Annotated in this window: 17 protein-coding genes; 10 read left to right on the top strand and 7 right to left on the bottom strand. The window is 62.8% G+C overall.

Annotated features, from left to right (window positions below; genetic code table 11):
• The 7 genes from infB to X742_RS151600 form a co-directional block, all read left to right on the top strand.
• Positions 1 to 2,080 (top strand): translation initiation factor IF-2 (gene infB / locus X742_RS151570; protein WP_023773052.1); only part of this gene is annotated, 2,080 nt, incomplete at its 5' end.
• Between the two features lie 154 nt (positions 2,081 to 2,234).
• Entirely contained in the window at positions 2,235 to 2,645 is a 411-nt protein-coding gene (rbfA, locus tag X742_RS151575) for a 30S ribosome-binding factor RbfA (RefSeq protein ID WP_023773051.1), read from the top strand.
• On the top strand, positions 2,645 to 3,625 hold the full coding sequence (gene truB / locus X742_RS151580; RefSeq protein ID WP_023773050.1) for a tRNA pseudouridine(55) synthase TruB: 981 nt from the start codon (positions 2,645 to 2,647) through the stop codon (positions 3,623 to 3,625). The genes rbfA and truB overlap by 1 nt, the downstream gene beginning before the upstream one ends.
• 52 nt (positions 3,626 to 3,677) lie before the next feature.
• Positions 3,678 to 4,772 (top strand): magnesium/cobalt transporter CorA, encoded by a 1,095-nt coding sequence (gene corA / locus X742_RS151585; protein ID WP_023773049.1) that lies wholly within the window; start codon positions 3,678 to 3,680, stop codon positions 4,770 to 4,772.
• Between the two features lie 181 nt (positions 4,773 to 4,953).
• Entirely contained in the window at positions 4,954 to 5,223 is a 270-nt protein-coding gene (gene rpsO, locus X742_RS151590; RefSeq protein ID WP_015314002.1) for a 30S ribosomal protein S15, read from the top strand.
• Between the two features lie 277 nt (positions 5,224 to 5,500).
• A complete protein-coding gene (gene pnp / locus X742_RS151595) occupies positions 5,501 to 7,648 on the top strand; it encodes a polyribonucleotide nucleotidyltransferase (RefSeq protein WP_015314001.1) in 2,148 nt (715 codons plus the stop codon).
• Positions 7,649 to 7,717: 69 nt separating this feature from the next.
• The gene (locus tag X742_RS151600) at positions 7,718 to 8,728 is read left to right on the top strand and encodes a class I SAM-dependent methyltransferase (RefSeq protein ID WP_023773048.1); all 1,011 of its coding nucleotides are present in this window, start codon (positions 7,718 to 7,720) and stop codon (positions 8,726 to 8,728) included.
• Positions 8,729 to 8,845: 117 nt separating this feature from the next.
• Here X742_RS151600 and X742_RS151605 read toward each other — a convergent pair whose 3' ends face one another.
• The 4 genes from X742_RS151605 to fabA all read right to left on the bottom strand — a co-directional run bounded on the left by X742_RS151605 (position 8,846) and on the right by fabA (position 13,153).
• Positions 8,846 to 10,390, bottom strand: a complete 1,545-nt coding sequence (locus X742_RS151605) for a bifunctional diguanylate cyclase/phosphodiesterase (protein WP_023773047.1) — start codon at positions 10,388 to 10,390, stop codon at positions 8,846 to 8,848.
• A gap of 130 nt (positions 10,391 to 10,520) precedes the next feature.
• Positions 10,521 to 11,333, bottom strand: coding sequence for an enoyl-ACP reductase FabI (gene fabI / locus X742_RS151610; protein ID WP_023773046.1), 813 nt, complete (start codon positions 11,331 to 11,333; stop codon positions 10,521 to 10,523).
• Positions 11,334 to 11,364: 31 nt separating this feature from the next.
• Positions 11,365 to 12,585, bottom strand: coding sequence for a beta-ketoacyl-ACP synthase I (gene fabB, locus X742_RS151615; RefSeq protein ID WP_023773045.1), 1,221 nt, complete (start codon positions 12,583 to 12,585; stop codon positions 11,365 to 11,367).
• Between the two features lie 49 nt (positions 12,586 to 12,634).
• Positions 12,635 to 13,153, bottom strand: coding sequence for a 3-hydroxyacyl-[acyl-carrier-protein] dehydratase FabA (gene fabA / locus X742_RS151620; RefSeq protein ID WP_023773044.1), 519 nt, complete (start codon positions 13,151 to 13,153; stop codon positions 12,635 to 12,637).
• Positions 13,154 to 13,395: 242 nt separating this feature from the next.
• Here fabA and irrA point away from each other — a divergent pair, with 242 nt between their 5' ends.
• Positions 13,396 to 13,827 carry an iron response transcriptional regulator IrrA gene (irrA, locus tag X742_RS151625; protein WP_023773043.1) on the top strand — a complete coding sequence of 144 codons (432 nt, stop codon included), beginning with the start codon at positions 13,396 to 13,398 and terminating at the stop codon, positions 13,825 to 13,827.
• A 46-nt stretch (positions 13,828 to 13,873) separates the two neighbouring features.
• Positions 13,874 to 14,254, top strand: coding sequence for a DUF4260 domain-containing protein (locus X742_RS151630; protein WP_023773042.1), 381 nt, complete (start codon positions 13,874 to 13,876; stop codon positions 14,252 to 14,254).
• Here the strand turns inward: X742_RS151630 and X742_RS151635 are convergent.
• A complete protein-coding gene (locus X742_RS151635) occupies positions 14,244 to 14,804 on the bottom strand; it encodes an SH3 domain-containing protein (RefSeq protein ID WP_023773041.1) in 561 nt (186 codons plus the stop codon). The two genes, X742_RS151630 and X742_RS151635, sit on opposite strands and share 11 nt — an antisense overlap.
• A gap of 148 nt (positions 14,805 to 14,952) precedes the next feature.
• Here X742_RS151635 and X742_RS151640 point away from each other — a divergent pair, with 148 nt between their 5' ends.
• Entirely contained in the window at positions 14,953 to 15,954 is a 1,002-nt protein-coding gene (locus tag X742_RS151640; RefSeq protein ID WP_023773040.1) for a D-glycerate dehydrogenase, read from the top strand.
• Positions 15,955 to 15,989: 35 nt separating this feature from the next.
• Here X742_RS151640 and X742_RS151645 read toward each other — a convergent pair whose 3' ends face one another.
• Positions 15,990 to 16,451: a GNAT family N-acetyltransferase gene (locus X742_RS151645; RefSeq protein ID WP_031248074.1), complete on the bottom strand. Its 462-nt coding sequence runs from the start codon at positions 16,449 to 16,451 to the stop codon at positions 15,990 to 15,992.
• Between the two features lie 26 nt (positions 16,452 to 16,477).
• The gene (locus X742_RS151650) at positions 16,478 to 17,230 is read right to left on the bottom strand and encodes a molybdopterin-synthase adenylyltransferase MoeB (RefSeq protein WP_023773038.1); all 753 of its coding nucleotides are present in this window, start codon (positions 17,228 to 17,230) and stop codon (positions 16,478 to 16,480) included.
• Positions 17,231 to 17,237 lie beyond the last annotated feature (7 nt).

Here is a 17,237-nt window from a genome sequence, read left to right as displayed (position 1 = left end):
GACCGAGGCCGAATCGCGCCGCCGCGCCGAGGAAGAGGCGCGCCGCCGCGCACCGCAAGCCGCCGAGTTGGCGACCGCCGACGAGGAGGAAGAGGTCAAGCCGAAGCGGGCGACCGCCGGCGCACCGGTGCGCCGCCCGGTCACGCCTGAAGTGGCGCGTCCGGCAAAGCCCACCAAGAGCGAGGAAGACCGCCGCCGTGGCAAGCTGACACTGAACTCCGCGTTGTCCGACGAGGATGCGCGGGCTCGTTCGCTGTCGTCGATGCGTCGCCGCCAGGAAAAATTCAAGCGCGCGATGCACAACGAGCCGCGCGAGAAGGTCATGCGCGAAGTGATCCTGCCCGAGACCATCACCATCCAGGAACTGGCGCAGCGCATGTCGGAGCGTGCTGTCGACCTGGTCAAGTATTTCATGAAGCAGGGCCAGATCCTGAAGCCGGGCGACGTCATCGACGCCGACACGGCCGAACTGGTCGCCACCGAATTCGGTCATACGGTCCGCCGCGTCGCCGAGTCCGACATCGAGGAAGGCCTGTTCAACATTGCCGACAATGCCGAGGACCTGGTGTCGCGTCCGCCGGTCGTGACCATCATGGGCCACGTCGACCACGGCAAGACCTCGCTGCTCGATGCGATCCGCAACGCCAATGTCGTTTCCGGCGAGGCCGGCGGCATCACCCAGCATATCGGCGCCTATCAGGTCGAGAAGAACGGTCAGAAGATCACCTTCATCGACACGCCCGGCCACGCCGCCTTCACGGCGATGCGCGCCCGTGGCGCCCAGGCGACCGACATTGCCATCCTGGTGGTCGCGGCAGACGACAGCGTCATGCCGCAGACGATCGAATCGATCAGCCACGCCAAGGCGGCCGGCGTTCCGATCATCGTGGCGATCAACAAGATCGACAAGCATGACGCCGATCCGCAGAAGGTGCGCTCGGAACTGTTGCGCCATGAAGTCTTCGTCGAATCGATGGGCGGTGAAGTGCTGGACGTCGAAGTGTCGGCCACCAAGGGCACCAATCTCGACAAGCTGCTCGAGGCGATCCTGCTGCAGGCCGAAATCCTCGACCTCAAGGCCAATCCCGACCGTACCGCCGAGGGCGTTGTCATCGAGGCGCAGCTCGACAAGGGCCGTGGTCCCGTCGCCACCGTTCTGGTGCAGACCGGCACCCTGATGCCGGGTGACATCCTCGTCGCCGGCAACGAATGGGGCCGCGTGCGCGCTCTGGTCAACGATCGCGGCGAGCAGATCAAGGAAGCACCGCCGGCGATGCCGGTCGAGGTGCTCGGCCTTCAGGGAACGCCGCAGGCCGGCGACCGCTTCGCCGTGGTCAACAACGAGGCCCGTGCCCGCGAGATCACCGAATATCGCCAGCGTCTGGCGCGCGAGAAGGCGGTGGCCAGGCATGCGGGCCAGCGCGGCTCGCTCGAACAGATGATGTCGCAATTGCAGACGAGCGGGCTGAAGGAATTCCCGCTGGTCATCAAGGGCGACGTGCAGGGTTCGATCGAGGCGATCAATGCCGCGCTCGACAAGCTCGGCACCGACGAGGTTCGTGCGCGCATCGTTCATTCCGGTGCCGGCGCCATCACCGAAAGCGACGTCTCGCTGGCGGAAACATCCGGCGCGGCGATCATCGGCTTCAACGTTCGTGCCAATGTGCAGGCGCGTGCCGCAGCCGCGGCCGCGGGCATCGAGATCCGCTATTACTCGATCATCTACAACCTCGTGGATGACGTGAAGGCGGCTCTGTCGGGCCTGCTCTCGCCGGAGCGTCGCGAGACCTTCATCGGCAATGCCGAGATCCTCGAGATCTTCGACATCACCAAGGTCGGCAAGATCGCCGGCTGCCGTGTCACCGAAGGCAAGGTCGAGCGTGGTGCGGGCGTACGCCTGATCCGCGACAACGTCGTCATCCACGAAGGCACGCTGAAGACCCTGAAGCGCTTCAAGGACGAAGTTTCGGAAGTCCCGGGCGGCCAAGAGTGCGGCATGGCCTTCCAGAACTACGAGGACATGCGCGTCGGCGACGTCATCGAGTGCTTCCGCGTCGAGATGGTGACCCGCACACTCTGAGGTCGAGTGACTTGTCGATATCGGGCGGTGGTCGAAAGGCCGCCGCCCCAAGTCTTTGACCACAAGTCTGTTGACCACAAGCCTGTTGACAATAATCATTTGAGACATGCGGCACGGTCCCATCCCGCGCCTCACGCTTTCAGGATCGAGAAAAATGCCCCGTTCCACCACATCAAGCCCATCCCAGCGCATGTTGCGCGTCGGTGAACAGGTGCGCCATGCGCTCTCGGAAACCCTGCAGCGGGGGGAGATCATTGACCCGTTGATTGAAAATACCGTGGTTTCGGTGTCGGAAGTGCGCATGTCGCCGGATCTCAAGATCGCCACAGCCTTCGTTTCTCCGCTTGGCGCAAAGGATACCGACGCCGTGATCGAAGCGCTGAACAAGCATGCCAAGTTCGTGCGCGGCCGCGTCTCCGGCGCGCTCCGGCAGATGAAGTACATGCCGGAGTTCCGTTTCCGGCTGGATACGTCCTTCGACAATTTCGCCAGGATCAACGACCTGCTGAAGTCGCCCGAAGTGGCACGCGACCTGGATAGCGACGACAACAAGGAAGAAGAATAATGGGGCGTCGCGGCAAGAAGAAGGGCCGGCCAGTCTCGGGCTGGGTGGTGCTGGACAAGCCGGTCGGTATGGGCTCGACCGAGGCCGTCTCCAAGATCAAATGGCTGTTCCAGGCCGAAAAGGCCGGCCATGCCGGCACGCTCGACCCTCTTGCCTCCGGCATGCTGCCGATCGCGCTCGGCGAGGCCACCAAGACCGTGCCCTACGTGCAGGACGGCGCCAAGATCTACCGTTTCACCGTTGCCTGGGGACAGGAGCGGTCGACCGATGACCTCGAAGGTCCGGTGACGAAAGAGGCCGATCAGCGTCCATCGGAAGCCGATGTCCGGGTGCTGCTGCCGAAATACACCGGCGTCATCATGCAGACGCCACCGCAATTTTCCGCCATCAAGATTGCGGGTGAACGCGCCTACGACCTCGCCCGCGAAGGTGAGACGGTCGACATACCGCCACGCGAGATCGAGATCGGCCGGCTCGACATTGTCGAGCACAAGCCGGACCAGACGATTTTCGAGGTCGAATGCGGCAAGGGCACCTATGTGCGCTCGCTGGCCCGCGACATGGGCCGCGACCTCGGCTGCTTCGGCCATATCAGCGAACTGCGCCGGGTCGAGGTCGAGCCGTTTACGCCAGAGGACTTCGTCACCATCGCCGAACTCGAGGCCGCGCGCTTCGGCGCGCAAGGTCACGATAAACCGGATCCGGAGGCAGACGCCGCGGACGCAGTGGAGATGCCCATCGATTTCGGCGCCATCGACGGGCTTCTCGTCGACACCTCGGCGGCGCTCGACTGCCTGCCGCGGATCGCGATCAGCGACGATGCCGCGACAAAGATACGCCTCGGCAATCCGGTCATCATTCGTGGCCGTGACGCACCGGTAGAGGCGGAGGAAGCCTGTGCGACGGCGCGCGGCAAGCTCGTCGCCATTGGCGCTATCGAGCAAGGCATGTTCAAGCCCAAGCGGGTCTTTGCCGGGTGACCGGTCTGATCGCCATGACGGAATAGGACAGGCAGGTTCGACGGGTGGTGGCATGGCAAAGGCCGAGGTGGTGAAAAAACGGGCGCCGGTGAAGACGAGGCGGCCTCCGGTTGGCGCCTCGCCCGGCACGCTGATCGCCGATCCGGCGGCGCGGCGCTCCGAACTGCGGCTGACCTTGATCTCGCCGCAGAAGTTCAAGACCATCGAGAACGCCAGCATCGACGATGTCGAGGCCAGTTGCCGGAAATGGCCCGTCATCTGGCTCGACTGCACCGGCCTTGCCAACATCCAATTGATCGAGGAGATCGGCCGCATCTTCAGCCTGCATCCACTGGCGCTGGAGGATGTCGTCAACACCGGCCAGCGGCCGAAAGTCGACTTCTTCGAGGACCACGCCTTCGTCGTCATGCGCATGATCGACGATGTCACGTCGCATCGCTACGAGCAGATCGCTCTCTTCCTCGGCGAGAACTTCGTCGTCACCTTCCAGGAGCGCGAAGGCGACCCGTTCGATCCCGTACGCAAGCGCATCGAGAGTTCGGCGCCCAACCGGTTGCGCACGCGCGGCGCCGACTATCTCGCCTATGCGCTGATCGACGCCATCGTCGACAGCTATTTTCCGCCGATCGAGGCTGCCGGCGACCTGGTCGACGGGATTGAGGACCAGATGCTGCATTCGACGCACAAGCACCAGATGCGGCAGCTGCACGAATTGCGGCGCGATGCCAATGTTCTGAAGGGCGTGCTGTGGCCCATGCGCGATGCGCTGGCAACGCTGATCCGCAACGACGTGGCCTATGTAACAGCCGAGACCAAGGTCTTCCTCAACGACACCCTCGACCATTCGCTCAGGCTGATCGAGCTGGTCGAGACCCAGCGCGACATGCTGACCGGCCTGATCGAAATGCATCTGTCGCTGAGCCAAGCCCGAACCAACGACGTCATCTCCTATCTCACCATCGTTTCGGTCATCTTCATGCCGCTCACCTTCCTGGTCGGCATCTGGGGTATGAACTTCGACCCCGCCAGCTCGCCATGGAATATGCCGGAGCTGAAGGCGTACTACGGCTATCCATTGTCTCTGCTGTTCATGGCAGCCGTCGCTGTCGGGCTGATTGCATTCTTCAAATGGAAGAAATGGCTTTGACGGGGGTTAAACCTGCCATTTGAGCCTCAAAAGCCGGCTTGTGAATTGGGCTGGTGTTTTTCAGGGAATTGCACTATATGCGCCGCAGCATAGCGCCTTGACGCTTTGCATGCACGGCCCCTGCTGGACGACATCCCGGCTGTGGGCGACCCGTTTCCTCAAACAGATAAGGAAAAACACGATGTCGATTACTGCCGAGCGCAAACAGGAATTGATGGGTGAATTCGCAACCGCCAAGGGCGATACCGGGTCTCCGGAAGTCCAGGTGGCCATCCTTTCCGAGCGCATCAAGAACCTGACCGACCATTTCAAGGACCACAAGAAGGATAACCATTCCCGCCGTGGTCTGCTCGCTCTCGTGTCCCAGCGCCGCAGCCTGCTTGATTATCTCAAGCGCAAGGACGACTCGCGCTATCAGACACTGATCGAGAAGCTCGGTCTGCGCCGTTGACGAATTGACCGGCGGGCTTTCTTCGGAGAGCCCGCCGGTCGCGCATTCTGCCAGTCGCATAGGCTGGCCAGACCCGGTTTCGAGCGTGCAAAGGGCCGCTCGAAACCGCCCATGGACGGTCATGGGGCAGGATTGCAGGACGCTCGCGCGCTTGTCGCGCCTAAATCACCCGAGCCTCCCGTTGTCTTGCCCGTGGCTGCCCGAGAAAGGAAGCCAGGCAAAGGGCATCCGCGCACCGTGAAACGGCGCGGCCCTTTCCGCTTATTAAGGACAAGACATGTTCAATCACCACAAAGTGGAAATCGAATGGGGCGGTCGTCCGCTCATCCTGGAGACCGGCAAGATCGCGCGCCAGGCCGACGGCGCGGTGCTCGCCACCTACGGCGAGACCAAGGTTCTCGCCACCGTCGTTTCGATGAAGGAGCCCAAGCCCGGTCTCGACTTCTTTCCGCTGACCGTCAATTACCAGGAAAAGACCTATGCCGCCGGCAAGATCCCGGGCGGCTATTTCAAGCGCGAAGGCCGTCCGAGCGAGAAGGAAACGCTGGTTTCCCGCCTCATCGACCGCCCGATCCGCCCGCTCTTCGCCGCCGGCTACAAGAACGACACGCAGATCGTCGTCACCGTCGTCCAGCACGATCTCGAAAATGACCCGGACATCCTGTCGATCGTCGCCACCTCGGCGGCGCTGACCCTGTCGGGCGTTCCCTTCATGGGCCCGATCGGCGGCGCGCGCGTCGGCTACATCAATGGCGAATATGTGCTGAACCCGCACGTCGACGAGATGCAGGAGTCCAAGCTCGACCTCATCGTTGCCGGCACCACTGATGCCGTGCTGATGGTCGAGTCGGAAGCCAAGGAACTCGGCGAAGAGCTGATGCTCGGCGCTGTCATGTTCGGCCACAAGGGTTTCCAGCCGGTCATCGACGCCATCATCAAGCTGGCGGAAGTTGCCGCCAAGGAGCCGCGCGACTTCACCGCGCCGGATTATTCCGCGCTTGAGGCAGAGATGCTGAAAATCGTCGGCGATGAGCTCAGCAATGCCTACAAGAACGTCGACAAGCAGAAGCGCTACGCCGCCGTCGACGCCGTCAAGGCGAAGGTCAAGGCCGCGTTTGCCCCGGCTGAAGGCGAGGACGCAAAGTACACCTCCGAACAGATCGGCTCGGTATTCAAGGAACTGCAGGCGAAGGTCGTACGCTGGAACATCCTCGACACCGGCGCGCGCATCGATGGTCGCGACTTGAGCACGGTTCGCAAGATCGTCTCCGAAGTCGGCGTTCTGCCGCGCACCCATGGTTCGGCGCTGTTCACCCGCGGCGAGACCCAGGCGCTGGTCGTTGCCACGCTGGGCACCGGCGAGGATGAGCAGTACGTCGATTCCTTGACCGGCATGTACAAGGAGAAGTTCCTCCTTCACTACAACTTCCCCCCCTACTCCGTCGGTGAGACCGGCCGCATGGGTTCGCCAGGCCGCCGCGAAATCGGCCATGGCAAGCTCGCTTGGCGCGCCATCCGTCCGATGCTGCCCTCCGCCGACCAGTTCCCCTACACGCTGCGCGTCGTCTCGGAGATCACAGAGTCCAACGGCTCGTCGTCGATGGCTACGGTCTGCGGCACCTCGCTGGCGCTGATGGATGCCGGCGTGCCGCTGGCCAAGCCGGTGGCTGGTATCGCCATGGGCCTGATCAAGGAAGGCGAGCGCTTCGCCGTGCTCTCCGATATCTTGGGCGACGAGGATCACCTCGGCGACATGGACTTCAAGGTTGCCGGCACCGAAGGCGGCATCACCTCGCTGCAGATGGACATCAAGATCGACGGCATCACCGAGGAGATCATGAAGATCGCCCTTGGCCAGGCCAAGGACGGTCGCCTGCATATCCTGGGCGAGATGTCTCATGCTCTGACCGGCGCCCGCCCCGAACTCGGCGAGTTCGCGCCGCGCATCGAGGTCATGCACATCCCGACCGACAAGATCCGCGACGTCATCGGTTCGGGCGGCAAGGTCATCCGCGAGATTGTTGAGAAGACCGGCGCCAAGATCAACATAGAGGACGATGGCACGGTCAAGATCGCTTCGTCGAACGCCAAGGAGATCGAGGCGGCGAAGAAGTGGATCCACACGATCGTCGCCGAGCCGGAAGTCGGCGAGATCTACGAAGGCACGGTCGTCAAGACCGCCGACTTCGGTGCCTTCGTCAACTTCTTCGGTCCGCGTGACGGCCTCGTCCACATCTCGCAGCTTGCCAACGACCGGGTCGCCAAGACCTCGGACGTCGTCAAGGAAGGCGACAAGGTCTGGGTCAAGCTGATGGGCTTCGACGAGCGCGGCAAGGTCCGCCTGTCGATGAAGGTCGTCGACCAGGCCACCGGCAAGGAAATCGCCCGCGACAAGAAGACCGAAGGCGAAGAAAACGCCGCCTGAGGCCTCTGACGGAAAAATCGAAGCGGGCGCGGCTTATGTCGCGCCCGCTTTTATTTATGGAGCACGGCTATGTCCTCTGAAGCGTTGAAGACGCTTTTTCATCCGTTCGAGGCCGAGGCTCTTTCTCCGCCGGGCAGGGACGAGCGCATTCTCTTCCTTGGCGCCGAACCCGGCCTGCGCTTGCCACCGGGTTTCGAGGCTACGCTGCATCTCGTGCAGGGCTTTCGCCCGTATTTCCGCGCGTTGCAGGCGGCTGGCTTCACAGTCACGCCGCAATCGACCGGTGAAGGTTTTGATGTAGTTCTGGTGCTCGCCGGCCGCCATCGCGGCGAGAACGAACTGCGCATCGCCGAGGCTCTCGAGCGGGTGGCGGAGGGCGGATTGATCGTCGTTGCCGGTGGCAAGGAGGATGGCATCGCAAGCCTGCGCAAGCGCGTCGGCGATCTTGTGCTGCTTGATGGCTACATGCCAAAATATCATGGTGTTGCCTTCTGGCTGCGTCGTCCGGTTGATGTGCAAGCCGCCGCCACGCTTCGCGCCGCCAATCCCGCCTTGCTCGTTGAGGACCGCTTCCGCACCGCACCCGGCATGTTCTCCTTCGATCGCGTCGATGCCGGATCGAAACTGCTGGTCGACAATCTGCCCGGTGATTTGCGTGGCACCGCGGCTGATTTCTGCGCCGGCTGGGGCTACGTGGCGGCCGAGATGGCTGCCCGCTGCCCGGGCTTATCGGCCCCGGATCTTTACGAAGCCGATTTCGATGCGCTGGAGGCCGCCAGGGCCAACCTTGCCAACACCGTGGCGCAGGGCTTCTTCTGGATGGATCTGCTGGCCGAGCCTGTCGAGCGCCGCTACGACGTCATCGCAATGAACCCGCCCTTCCACCGCAGCCGTGCGGCCGAGCCCGAGATCGGCGTCGGCATGATCCGCGCCGCGGCCAAGGCCCTGAAGCCCGGTGGACGCCTGTTCTTGGTCGCCAACCGCCAGCTTCCCTACGAGCCGATGCTGTCGGCCGCCTTTGCCAGCCACGCCGAGCTTGCCCGCGACGGCATGTTCAAGGTGTTTGTCGCACGGCGCTGACGTGATCCGTTTAATGCATGTCGCCCGAAATGTCCTCGGTTCCGGGACGACGACATGCATAAGATGAGAAGCTTACAGGTGGTCGGGCGAATCCTATTCGCCGCGACATGCTGTAGGTCAGTGTAGATTGGCGACGCGCCGGACCTCGTCGGTGGCGTGCCTGTCACCAGCGCTGAATTTGAGCGGCGCCGGCCGGCCGAACAGATAGCCCTGCACCACTTCGCAACCGGCTGCCCGCAGCAGTGTCGCCTGGTTCTCGGTCTCGACGCCCTCGGCAATGATGCTGACGCCTAGCGCCCGTGAAAGCCCGACAATGGTCGATACGACCGCGCCGGAGCTCGCATCGGTATCGATGCGGCTAACGAAGGAGCGGTCGATCTTCAGCTTGCCGAACGAGAAGTCGATCAGATAGCTGAGGTTGGAATAGCCGGTGCCGAAATCATCGACGGCGACCGAGATCCCAATCTCGGCGAGTTCTTTCAGGATGGCGGCCGCGCGGTCGCGGTCTTGCATCATCGCCGTCTCGGTGACTTCCAGTTCCAGCCGTGACGGTTTGATGCCGGTGCTCCGCATCGTGTCGCGCACAAGGCCGACGAAATCCTTGGTCATGAACTGGACCGGCGAGATGTTGACGGCGACGAAACAGTCGTCCGGCAGATGGCGGGCATCGCTACAGGCCTTGCGCAGCACCCATTCGCCGATCGGATTGATCATGCCGGTCTCCTCGGCGATCTGGATAAACTCCATCGGAGGGATCATGCCGCGTTCGGGATGCTGCCACCGGATCAACGCCTCGTAGCCGACGATGCGGCCGGTCGGAAGGTCGAGCTGCGGCTGATAATGCAGGTCGAAATCGCCGCGCTCGAACGCATTGTGCAGTTCGGACTCGACCCATTGGCGATGGTCGGCCACCCGCCCCATCTCGCTGTTGAAGACCGACCAGTTGCCAACCCCGCTGGCGCGCGCATTNTGCAGCGCCAGGTTGGAACGGCGCAGGATGAGGACCGGATCGATCCCATCCTTGGGCATCGCCACGATGCCCACCGACAGGCTCACCGATTGCTGGTGGGTGCTGAGTTCATACGGCTCCATCATCTCGTCGATGAGCCTCTCGATCATGCTTTCCAGGGTCCCCTGGATCTGATGATCGGGAAGCAGCACCGCGAACTCGCCGGTGCCGATCCGCCCGATCAGCGCGCGCGCCGGCACGCAGTCGTGCAGCCGCTTGGTGAAGGCGCGGATCAGTTCGTCACCCTGGGTGTAGCCGATCGCGTCGTTGATCTGCTTGAAGCGGTCGATGTCGATGTCGATCAGGAACATCGGTTCCCCGGTGCGGCTTGTAGCGCATGCCGCCTCGGCGATCTTGCCGACCATCGCCGGGCGGGCCAGCAGTCCGGTCAGCTTGTCGAAATGGGTTTCGTTGAAGACGAAATTCGCCGATTCATCGACACCAGCAAAGAAGGACATTGCCGCCACCGATGCGGCCAGCGCACAAAGCGCGGCCATGACCGACACCATCATATCAGCCGATATCCCGGCAAATCCGTCGCCGAGACCGTGCTTCAAGCCCCAGAGTCCGAGGACGAAACTGCCAATGCCCGAACTCGCTATCGTGAGCAGTCGGAACACGGGTGTTCGCTTCGGGTTGCTGGCGGCAGGCATGAAAAGGTCCCCAGATGGGAAGCTTTATAGCGGAAACCTCCTTAAAATGAGTTTCCGCGAATGAATCCAATTTTACTGGAGAGGATTATTTTCTTCACTGGCAAAAGACCCGCGTGACCGGGGCCGCTCGTTAGTCGCGCCCGCCATCCGTCTGCTTCAACTCGTCGAGCGTCGGCATCGACACGATATGGTAGCCGGAATCGACATAGTGGATTTCGCCTGTGACGCCGGAAGCAAGGTCGGACAGGAGATAGAGCGCGGAGCCGCCGACCTCGTCGATCGTCACGGTCCGGCGCAGCGGCGAGTTCCGTTGCTGGTAGGAGAACATGTGGCGGGCGTCCGAAATGCCGGCGCCGGCCAGTGTACGCACCGGACCGGCCGAGATGCCGTTGACCCGGATGCCGCGCGGACCGTAGTCGTTGGCGAGGTAGCGCACGCTGGCCTCCAGGCCAGCCTTGGCGACGCCCATGACATTATAGTTCGGCATGACGCGGACCGAGCCGGCATAGGTCAGCGTGATCATCGAGCCGCCGGCAGTCATCAAGGGCGCGGCATTGCGCGCCACCTCGGTGAAGGAATAGCAGGAGATCACCATGGTGCGGACGAAATTGTCCCGGCTGGTATCGGCATAGAGGCCTTTCAACTCGTTCTTGTCGGAAAAGCCGATGGCATGGACGACGAAGTCCAGTCCACCCCACGCCTTGCCAAGCGTCTCGAACGTGGCGGCGACCGAAGCGCTGTCCTCGACGTCGCAGGGAACGACCAGCGAAGCGCCGAGCTTGTCGGCGAGCGGCTTGACCCGGCGGCCAAAAGCCTCGCCCTGGTAGGTGAAGGCCAGTTCCGCCCCCTGTTCGGACAATTTCCTGGCAATGCCCCAGGCGATCGAATGATCGTTGGCAACACCCATGACAAGCCCGCGCTTGCCCATCATCAATCCGTCCATGGCCGGCAATCCTTATATGAAAAACTTGGCCTTATGCGGAGTAGCGCTGGAAAACGAGCGTCGCGTTGGTGCCGCCGAAACCGAAGGAGTTCGACAGAACGGTGTCGATCCCTGCGTTGTCGATGCGCTTGCGTACGATCGGCATGCCCTCGAATTCCGGATCGAGCGTCTCGATATGGGCGCTTTCGCCGATGAAGCCGCCTTGCATCATCAGGATCGAATAGATGGATTCCTGCACGCCCGCCGCGCCCAGAGAATGGCCGGTCAGCGACTTCGTCGACGTGATGAACGGCATCTTCTCGCCAAACACTTCACGGATCGCTCCCATTTCCTTGGAATCGCCGACCGGCGTCGAGGTGCCGTGGGTGTTGATATAGTCGACCGGCGTGGAAACCGTCGCCAGCGCCTGGCGCATGCAGCGGACCGCGCCTTCGCCCGAGGGCGCAACCATGTCGAAACCGTCCGAAGTGGCGCCGTAGCCGACGATCTCCGCGTAGATCTTGGCGCCGCGCGCCTTGGCGTGCTCCAGTTCTTCCAGCACCAGGACGCCGGCGCCGCCGGCTATGACGAAGCCGTCGCGATTGGCGTCGTAGGCGCGCGATGCGGTCGGGGCCCTGTCGTTGAACTTCGACGACATGGCGCCCATGGCGTCGAACAGGTCCGACATCGTCCAGTCGAGATCCTCGTGGCCGCCGGCAAAGACCATGTCCTGCTTGCCCCACTGGATCAGCTCGTAGCCATTGCCGATGCAATGCGCCGAGGTCGAGCAGGCCGAGGAGATCGAATAGTTGACGCCATGGATCTTGAACCATGTGGCCAAGGTTGCCGAGGCCGTCGACGACATCGCCTTCGGCACCGCGAAGGGACCGATGCGCTTGGGGCTGCCGTTCTTGAGCGTGGTTTCGGCCGCCTCGACGATGGTGCGGGTGGAGGGACCGCCCGAACCCATGACGATGCCGGTGCGCTCGTTGGTGATGTCGCTCTCGTCGAGGCCGGCATCCGCGATCGCCTGGTCCATGGCGACGTGATTCCAGGCCGCGCCCTGGCTCAGGAATCGCATCGCGCGGCGATCGATCATCGCCGAGGGGTCGAGCGTCGGCGCGCCCCAGACCTGGCACCGGAAGCCATGTTCGGCAAAGGAATCGGAAAAGCTGATGCCGGATCTGGCGTCATGCAGCGAGGTCTGCACCTCGTTGGCATTGTTGCCGATCGACGACACGATGCCGAGGCCTGTGACTACGACACGTCTCATTCGCAACTCCTTCCAGGGATGCTGGCCAATGGGCGGGCCAGGGCTGCGGTCAAGCGACCGCCGACTGCTTGGACAGACCCACCTTCAGGTCCGTCGCCGCATATATGGGCTCGCCATCCGCCTTCATCCAGCCATCGGCGATGCCGAGCACCAGCCGGCCGCGCATCACACGCTTGAAATCAACGCCATACTCGACCTTCTTGACCGATGGCGTGACCATGCCCTTGAACTTGACCTCTCCGGTTGACAGCGCCATTCCCTTGCCGGGTTCGCCAAGCCAGCCCAGATAGAAGCCGGTCAATTGCCACAGCGCGTCAAGGCCGAGACAGCCCGGCATGATCGGATTGCCGATGAAATGGCAGGCAAAGAACCACAGGTCGGGCTTGATATCGAATTCCGCGCGAATGAAGCCCTTTTCGAAGGCGCCGCCGGTCTCGCTGACCTCGGTGATACGGTCGAACATCAGCATCGGCGGGTAGGGCAACTGGGCATTGCCCTGTCCGAACAGCTCGCCGCGAGCGCAGGCCAGCAATTCTTCGTAGTCGTAGCTGGATTTCGAACCCGCCATCAATTTCGTCCCCATATCGTCCGGGCGGTAGCGCGCCCTTGTCGTTGGTGTCCTAACACAATCTGTTTCTGGCCGGAAACCGGCGTTTGCGCTTAACCCGCCAGTCTGCCCGGGTCAATGCGCGCTATTGATCGCATTCGGGCGACAGAATATATGTCAACAGGGGTCCGGTTCCGGCAGATATTCATTTTTTTGCCATTCTGGGCGTGTCTTGAAGCGGGACTGCGAGCTTGGAAGACCAGATGGACCGGGGCTGCCGGAAGGAAAATGTCGCTGTGGACAAGCGGGTACGTGAAGCCGGCCTGAGGCCGACCCGTCAGCGCATTGCGCTGGCCGACCTGCTTTTCGCCAAGGGCGACCGCCATTTGTCGGCTGAGGAACTACATGAGGAGGCGCAGGCCGCCGGCGTGCCGGTATCGCTGGCCACCGTCTACAACGCGCTTCACCAGTTTACCCAGGCGGGACTGCTGCGCATTCTCGCCGTCGAGGGTTCCAAGACCTACTTCGACACCAACACCTCCGACCACCACCATTTCTACATCGAAGGCGAAAACAGGATTTTCGACATCGCCAACGGCCCGGTAACCGTCACCAACCTGCCGGAGCCGCCCGAAGGCATGGAGATCGCCAATGTCGATATCGTGGTGAGGCTGCGTCCCAAGCGTCGGGAATGATCGGCAAGGGCGGAACAATCGGTCCGGCCCGGATAATCGGTCTGAGATGAAATCTCTCGATTGGACAGTCCGGCTCGAATGGGCCGTCGCGGCGGCTGCCGCAATCGTCTTCTATGGCGCGACAGGCGCTTCCTGGTGGCTCTTCGCGTTGCTCATCCTGGCGCCGGACCTGTCGATGCTGGGTTATCTCGGCGGCTCGCGCGTCGGCGCCATTGCCTACAACGCCTTGCACATTCTGATCGTGCCGGTGCTCCTGTTGCTTGCCGGGCACCTCGCCGGCAGTGCGGTCGGCAGCGCCATAGCACTGATCTGGATTGCCCACATCGCGATCGACCGCGCGTTGGGCTACGGCTTGAAGCTGTCAACAGGATTTCAGGATACCCATCTCGGCCGTATCGGGCGCAAAAGCGAGACGTTCAGTCCTTGACCCGCTCGCCCGGATAAGCGCCCCAGACGACCGACTGGGCGAGCCAGCCGGTGTGGCCGTCGAACGTCATCTCGCACCACTGGCCGTCGCAGGCTTTGATCGTGCCCATGACGCCGGGTTCTACGATCGCCACCACCCTGGCATCCTTTTCGGGGCTCTTGAGAAGGTTGATCTGGCCGCCCTTGCCGCGTTGCCAGGGAGCGACGATTGCGGTACGCCGGCCCGAAAGCAGCGACTGGTTGATCCATCCTTCCGAGCCGTCGGCGTCGCGCACGCGCCGCCACGTATCGAACTCCTGGATGATTTCCATGGGCAGGCCAGCCTTCATATACATCCAGTCGACCGAATAGTTGGCGCCGGGACCGACACGCGAGTTGACGCGGCCGGATTTCAGGCTGACGAATCGCGGCAGCGGCAGGCCGCTCGGTCCGAGCGTGATGGCGCCCTGGGCGGGAGCGGCCGCGCTTTGCGCGTCGGCAAGCGGAGTATAGAGAAGAGCGCCGAGAAATGCTGCGCTGAGGGCCAGGCGAAGCGACGCGAAACCAGACACTTTCGTTCCTTTCGGCACCGGCCCGATGGCTGCGGCACCCCTTTTTCTTTGTCTTCGGCGGCACCGCTTGTTACATGGGTAAATCGGCTACCGCGACCGGCTTTCAGTTTCGCCTGTCTTGGTTAAAGAGGTCTCAACGAGGGAAACAATGGTAGGCAAAAAGAAGCCTCTCGTGGTCATCACGCGAAAGCTGCCCGACCCGGTCGAGACCCGCATGCGCGAGCTGTTCGACGCGAGGCTGAATGTCGAGGACAGGCCGATGACGCAGCCGGAACTGGTCGCCGCGGTCAAGGAAGCCGACGTGCTGGTGCCGACCGTGACCGACCAGATCGACGCCGCACTGATTGCCCAGGCCGGCGACAATCTCAAGCTGATCGCCAATTTCGGCAACGGCGTCGACAAGATCGATGTGGCGGCGGCGGCCAAGAGGGGCATCACCGTCACCAACACGCCCAACGTGCTCACCGAAGATACCGCCGACATGACCATGGCGCTGATGCTGGCGGTGCCGCGCCGGCTGGCGGAAGGCGCCAATGTGCTCACGGGCGACAAGAAATGGGCCGGCTGGTCGCCGACCTGGATGCTTGGCCGGCGCATCTGGGGCAAGCGGCTCGGCATTGTCGGCATGGGCCGCATCGGCACCGCCGTTGCCAGGCGAGCCAAGGCTTTCGGCCTGTCCATTCACTATCACAACCGGCATCGTGTGCTGCCGGCGGTCGAGGATGGGCTGGAGGCGACCTATTGGGAGAGTCTCGACCAGATGCTGGCCCGCATGGACATCATCTCGGTCAATTGTCCCTCGACACCCGCCACCTTTCATCTTCTGTCGGCGCGGCGGCTGGCGTTGCTGCAGCCCACCGCCTATATCGTCAACACTGCCCGCGGCGACATCATCGACGAAGAAGCGCTGGTCAAACTGATCCAGGACGGCAAGATCGCCGGCGCCGGCCTGGACGTTTACGAGCACGAACCGGCCCTGAACGGCAAGCTCTTGAAGCTCGCCGCCAGGAACAAGGTCGTGCTTCTGCCGCATATGGGCTCGGCCACGCTCGAGGGCCGCATCGACATGGGCGAGAAGGTCATCATCAATATCCGCGCCTTCGTCGATGGCCATCGCCCGCCGGACCGCGTGCTGCCGCTCAGGACCTGAAAACCTTCCAGGCGCCGGCTCTCATAAACCGAAGCTTACGAAATGGTCTTGCGCATGGTGATGGACGTCGGCCTGTCATAGCCCTGATGCGCCGTCCGTTCGGTTTCGTGAAAGCCGAGCCGGGCAAAGGCGGCATGATTTGCAGTCAACTCGATCCTCGTCTCCAGTTCGATGTCGGCCTTGCCGCGGCTGCGGGCCAGATCTTCGGCCGCTTGCATCAGCCGCCGGCCAATGCCTTGCCCCTGGCGGTCCGGGGCGACGGCGAGCTTGCCGACATAAAGACCCTCGACCCTTTCAAGAGCAAAAACGCAGCCCACGATCCTGTCGCCGTCGAGCGCCACAAAGCCTGTCTCCCGCAGGGCCTTGGCGCGCAGTGCTTCGACTGTGAGCAGGTGAGCCGACGATGGCGGGTCGATGACGCCGTCCATGAGGGCGAAAGCATGCATGATCAAGGCAAGCACATCACCCCAGCGGCCGAAATCGGCGGGGATTTGCATGATTGAAACATGGGGCCGTTCCAAGATCAGCGTCTCTTGTAGCGGATCGTCTCGAAGCGGGCGGCGAGCGCATCGTAAAGCAGCAGCCGGCCAATCAGCGGCTCGCCTATGCCGGTGATCAGCTTGATCGCCTCCATCGCCTGCAGCGTGCCGACGACCCCGGTCAGCGCGCCGAGCACTCCGGCCTCCGCACAGGACGGCACCATGCCCGGCGGCGGGGCTTCGGGAAACAGATCCCGATAGCTCGGGTTCGGCTTGCCGTCCCTGCCGTCCTCGAACGGCTTCAACACGGTGACCGAGCCATCGAAACGTCCGACGGCCGCATGCACCAGCGGCTTCCCTTCGCTGGCGCAGGCATCGGCAACCACGTAACGCGTCTCGAAATTGTCGGACCCGTCGACGACGATATCGTACTTGGCGACGAGGGCAGGGGCGTTTTCCGCGGTGAGTCGAAACGTGTGCGTTTCGACCGATGTGTTGGGATTGATGCGGGCGATCGCAGCCCCTGCACTCTGGGTTTTCAGCATGCCGACCGTATCGGTGCCGTGAATGACCTGCCGTTGTAGGTTGGAGAGCGAAACAGTGTCGTCGTCGACAATGCCGAGCGTGCCGACACCGGCCGCGGCGAGATATTCAAGCACCGGCGCCCCGAGCCCGCCAGCGCCGATCACCAGCACCCGAGCCTGCTTGAGCTTCTGCTGGCCAGCGCCGCCGACCTCGGGCAGCACGATGTGGCGGGCATAGCGTTCGATCTCGTCGGCGGTGAGCGCGGTAGTCATATCAGGA

Source organism: Mesorhizobium sp. LNHC229A00 (genome assembly GCF_000502415.1).
Classification (GTDB): domain Bacteria; phylum Pseudomonadota; class Alphaproteobacteria; order Rhizobiales; family Rhizobiaceae; genus Mesorhizobium.
Note: the sequence above shows the minus strand (reverse complement) of the source record. Positions and strands in the feature narration are given on the sequence as shown.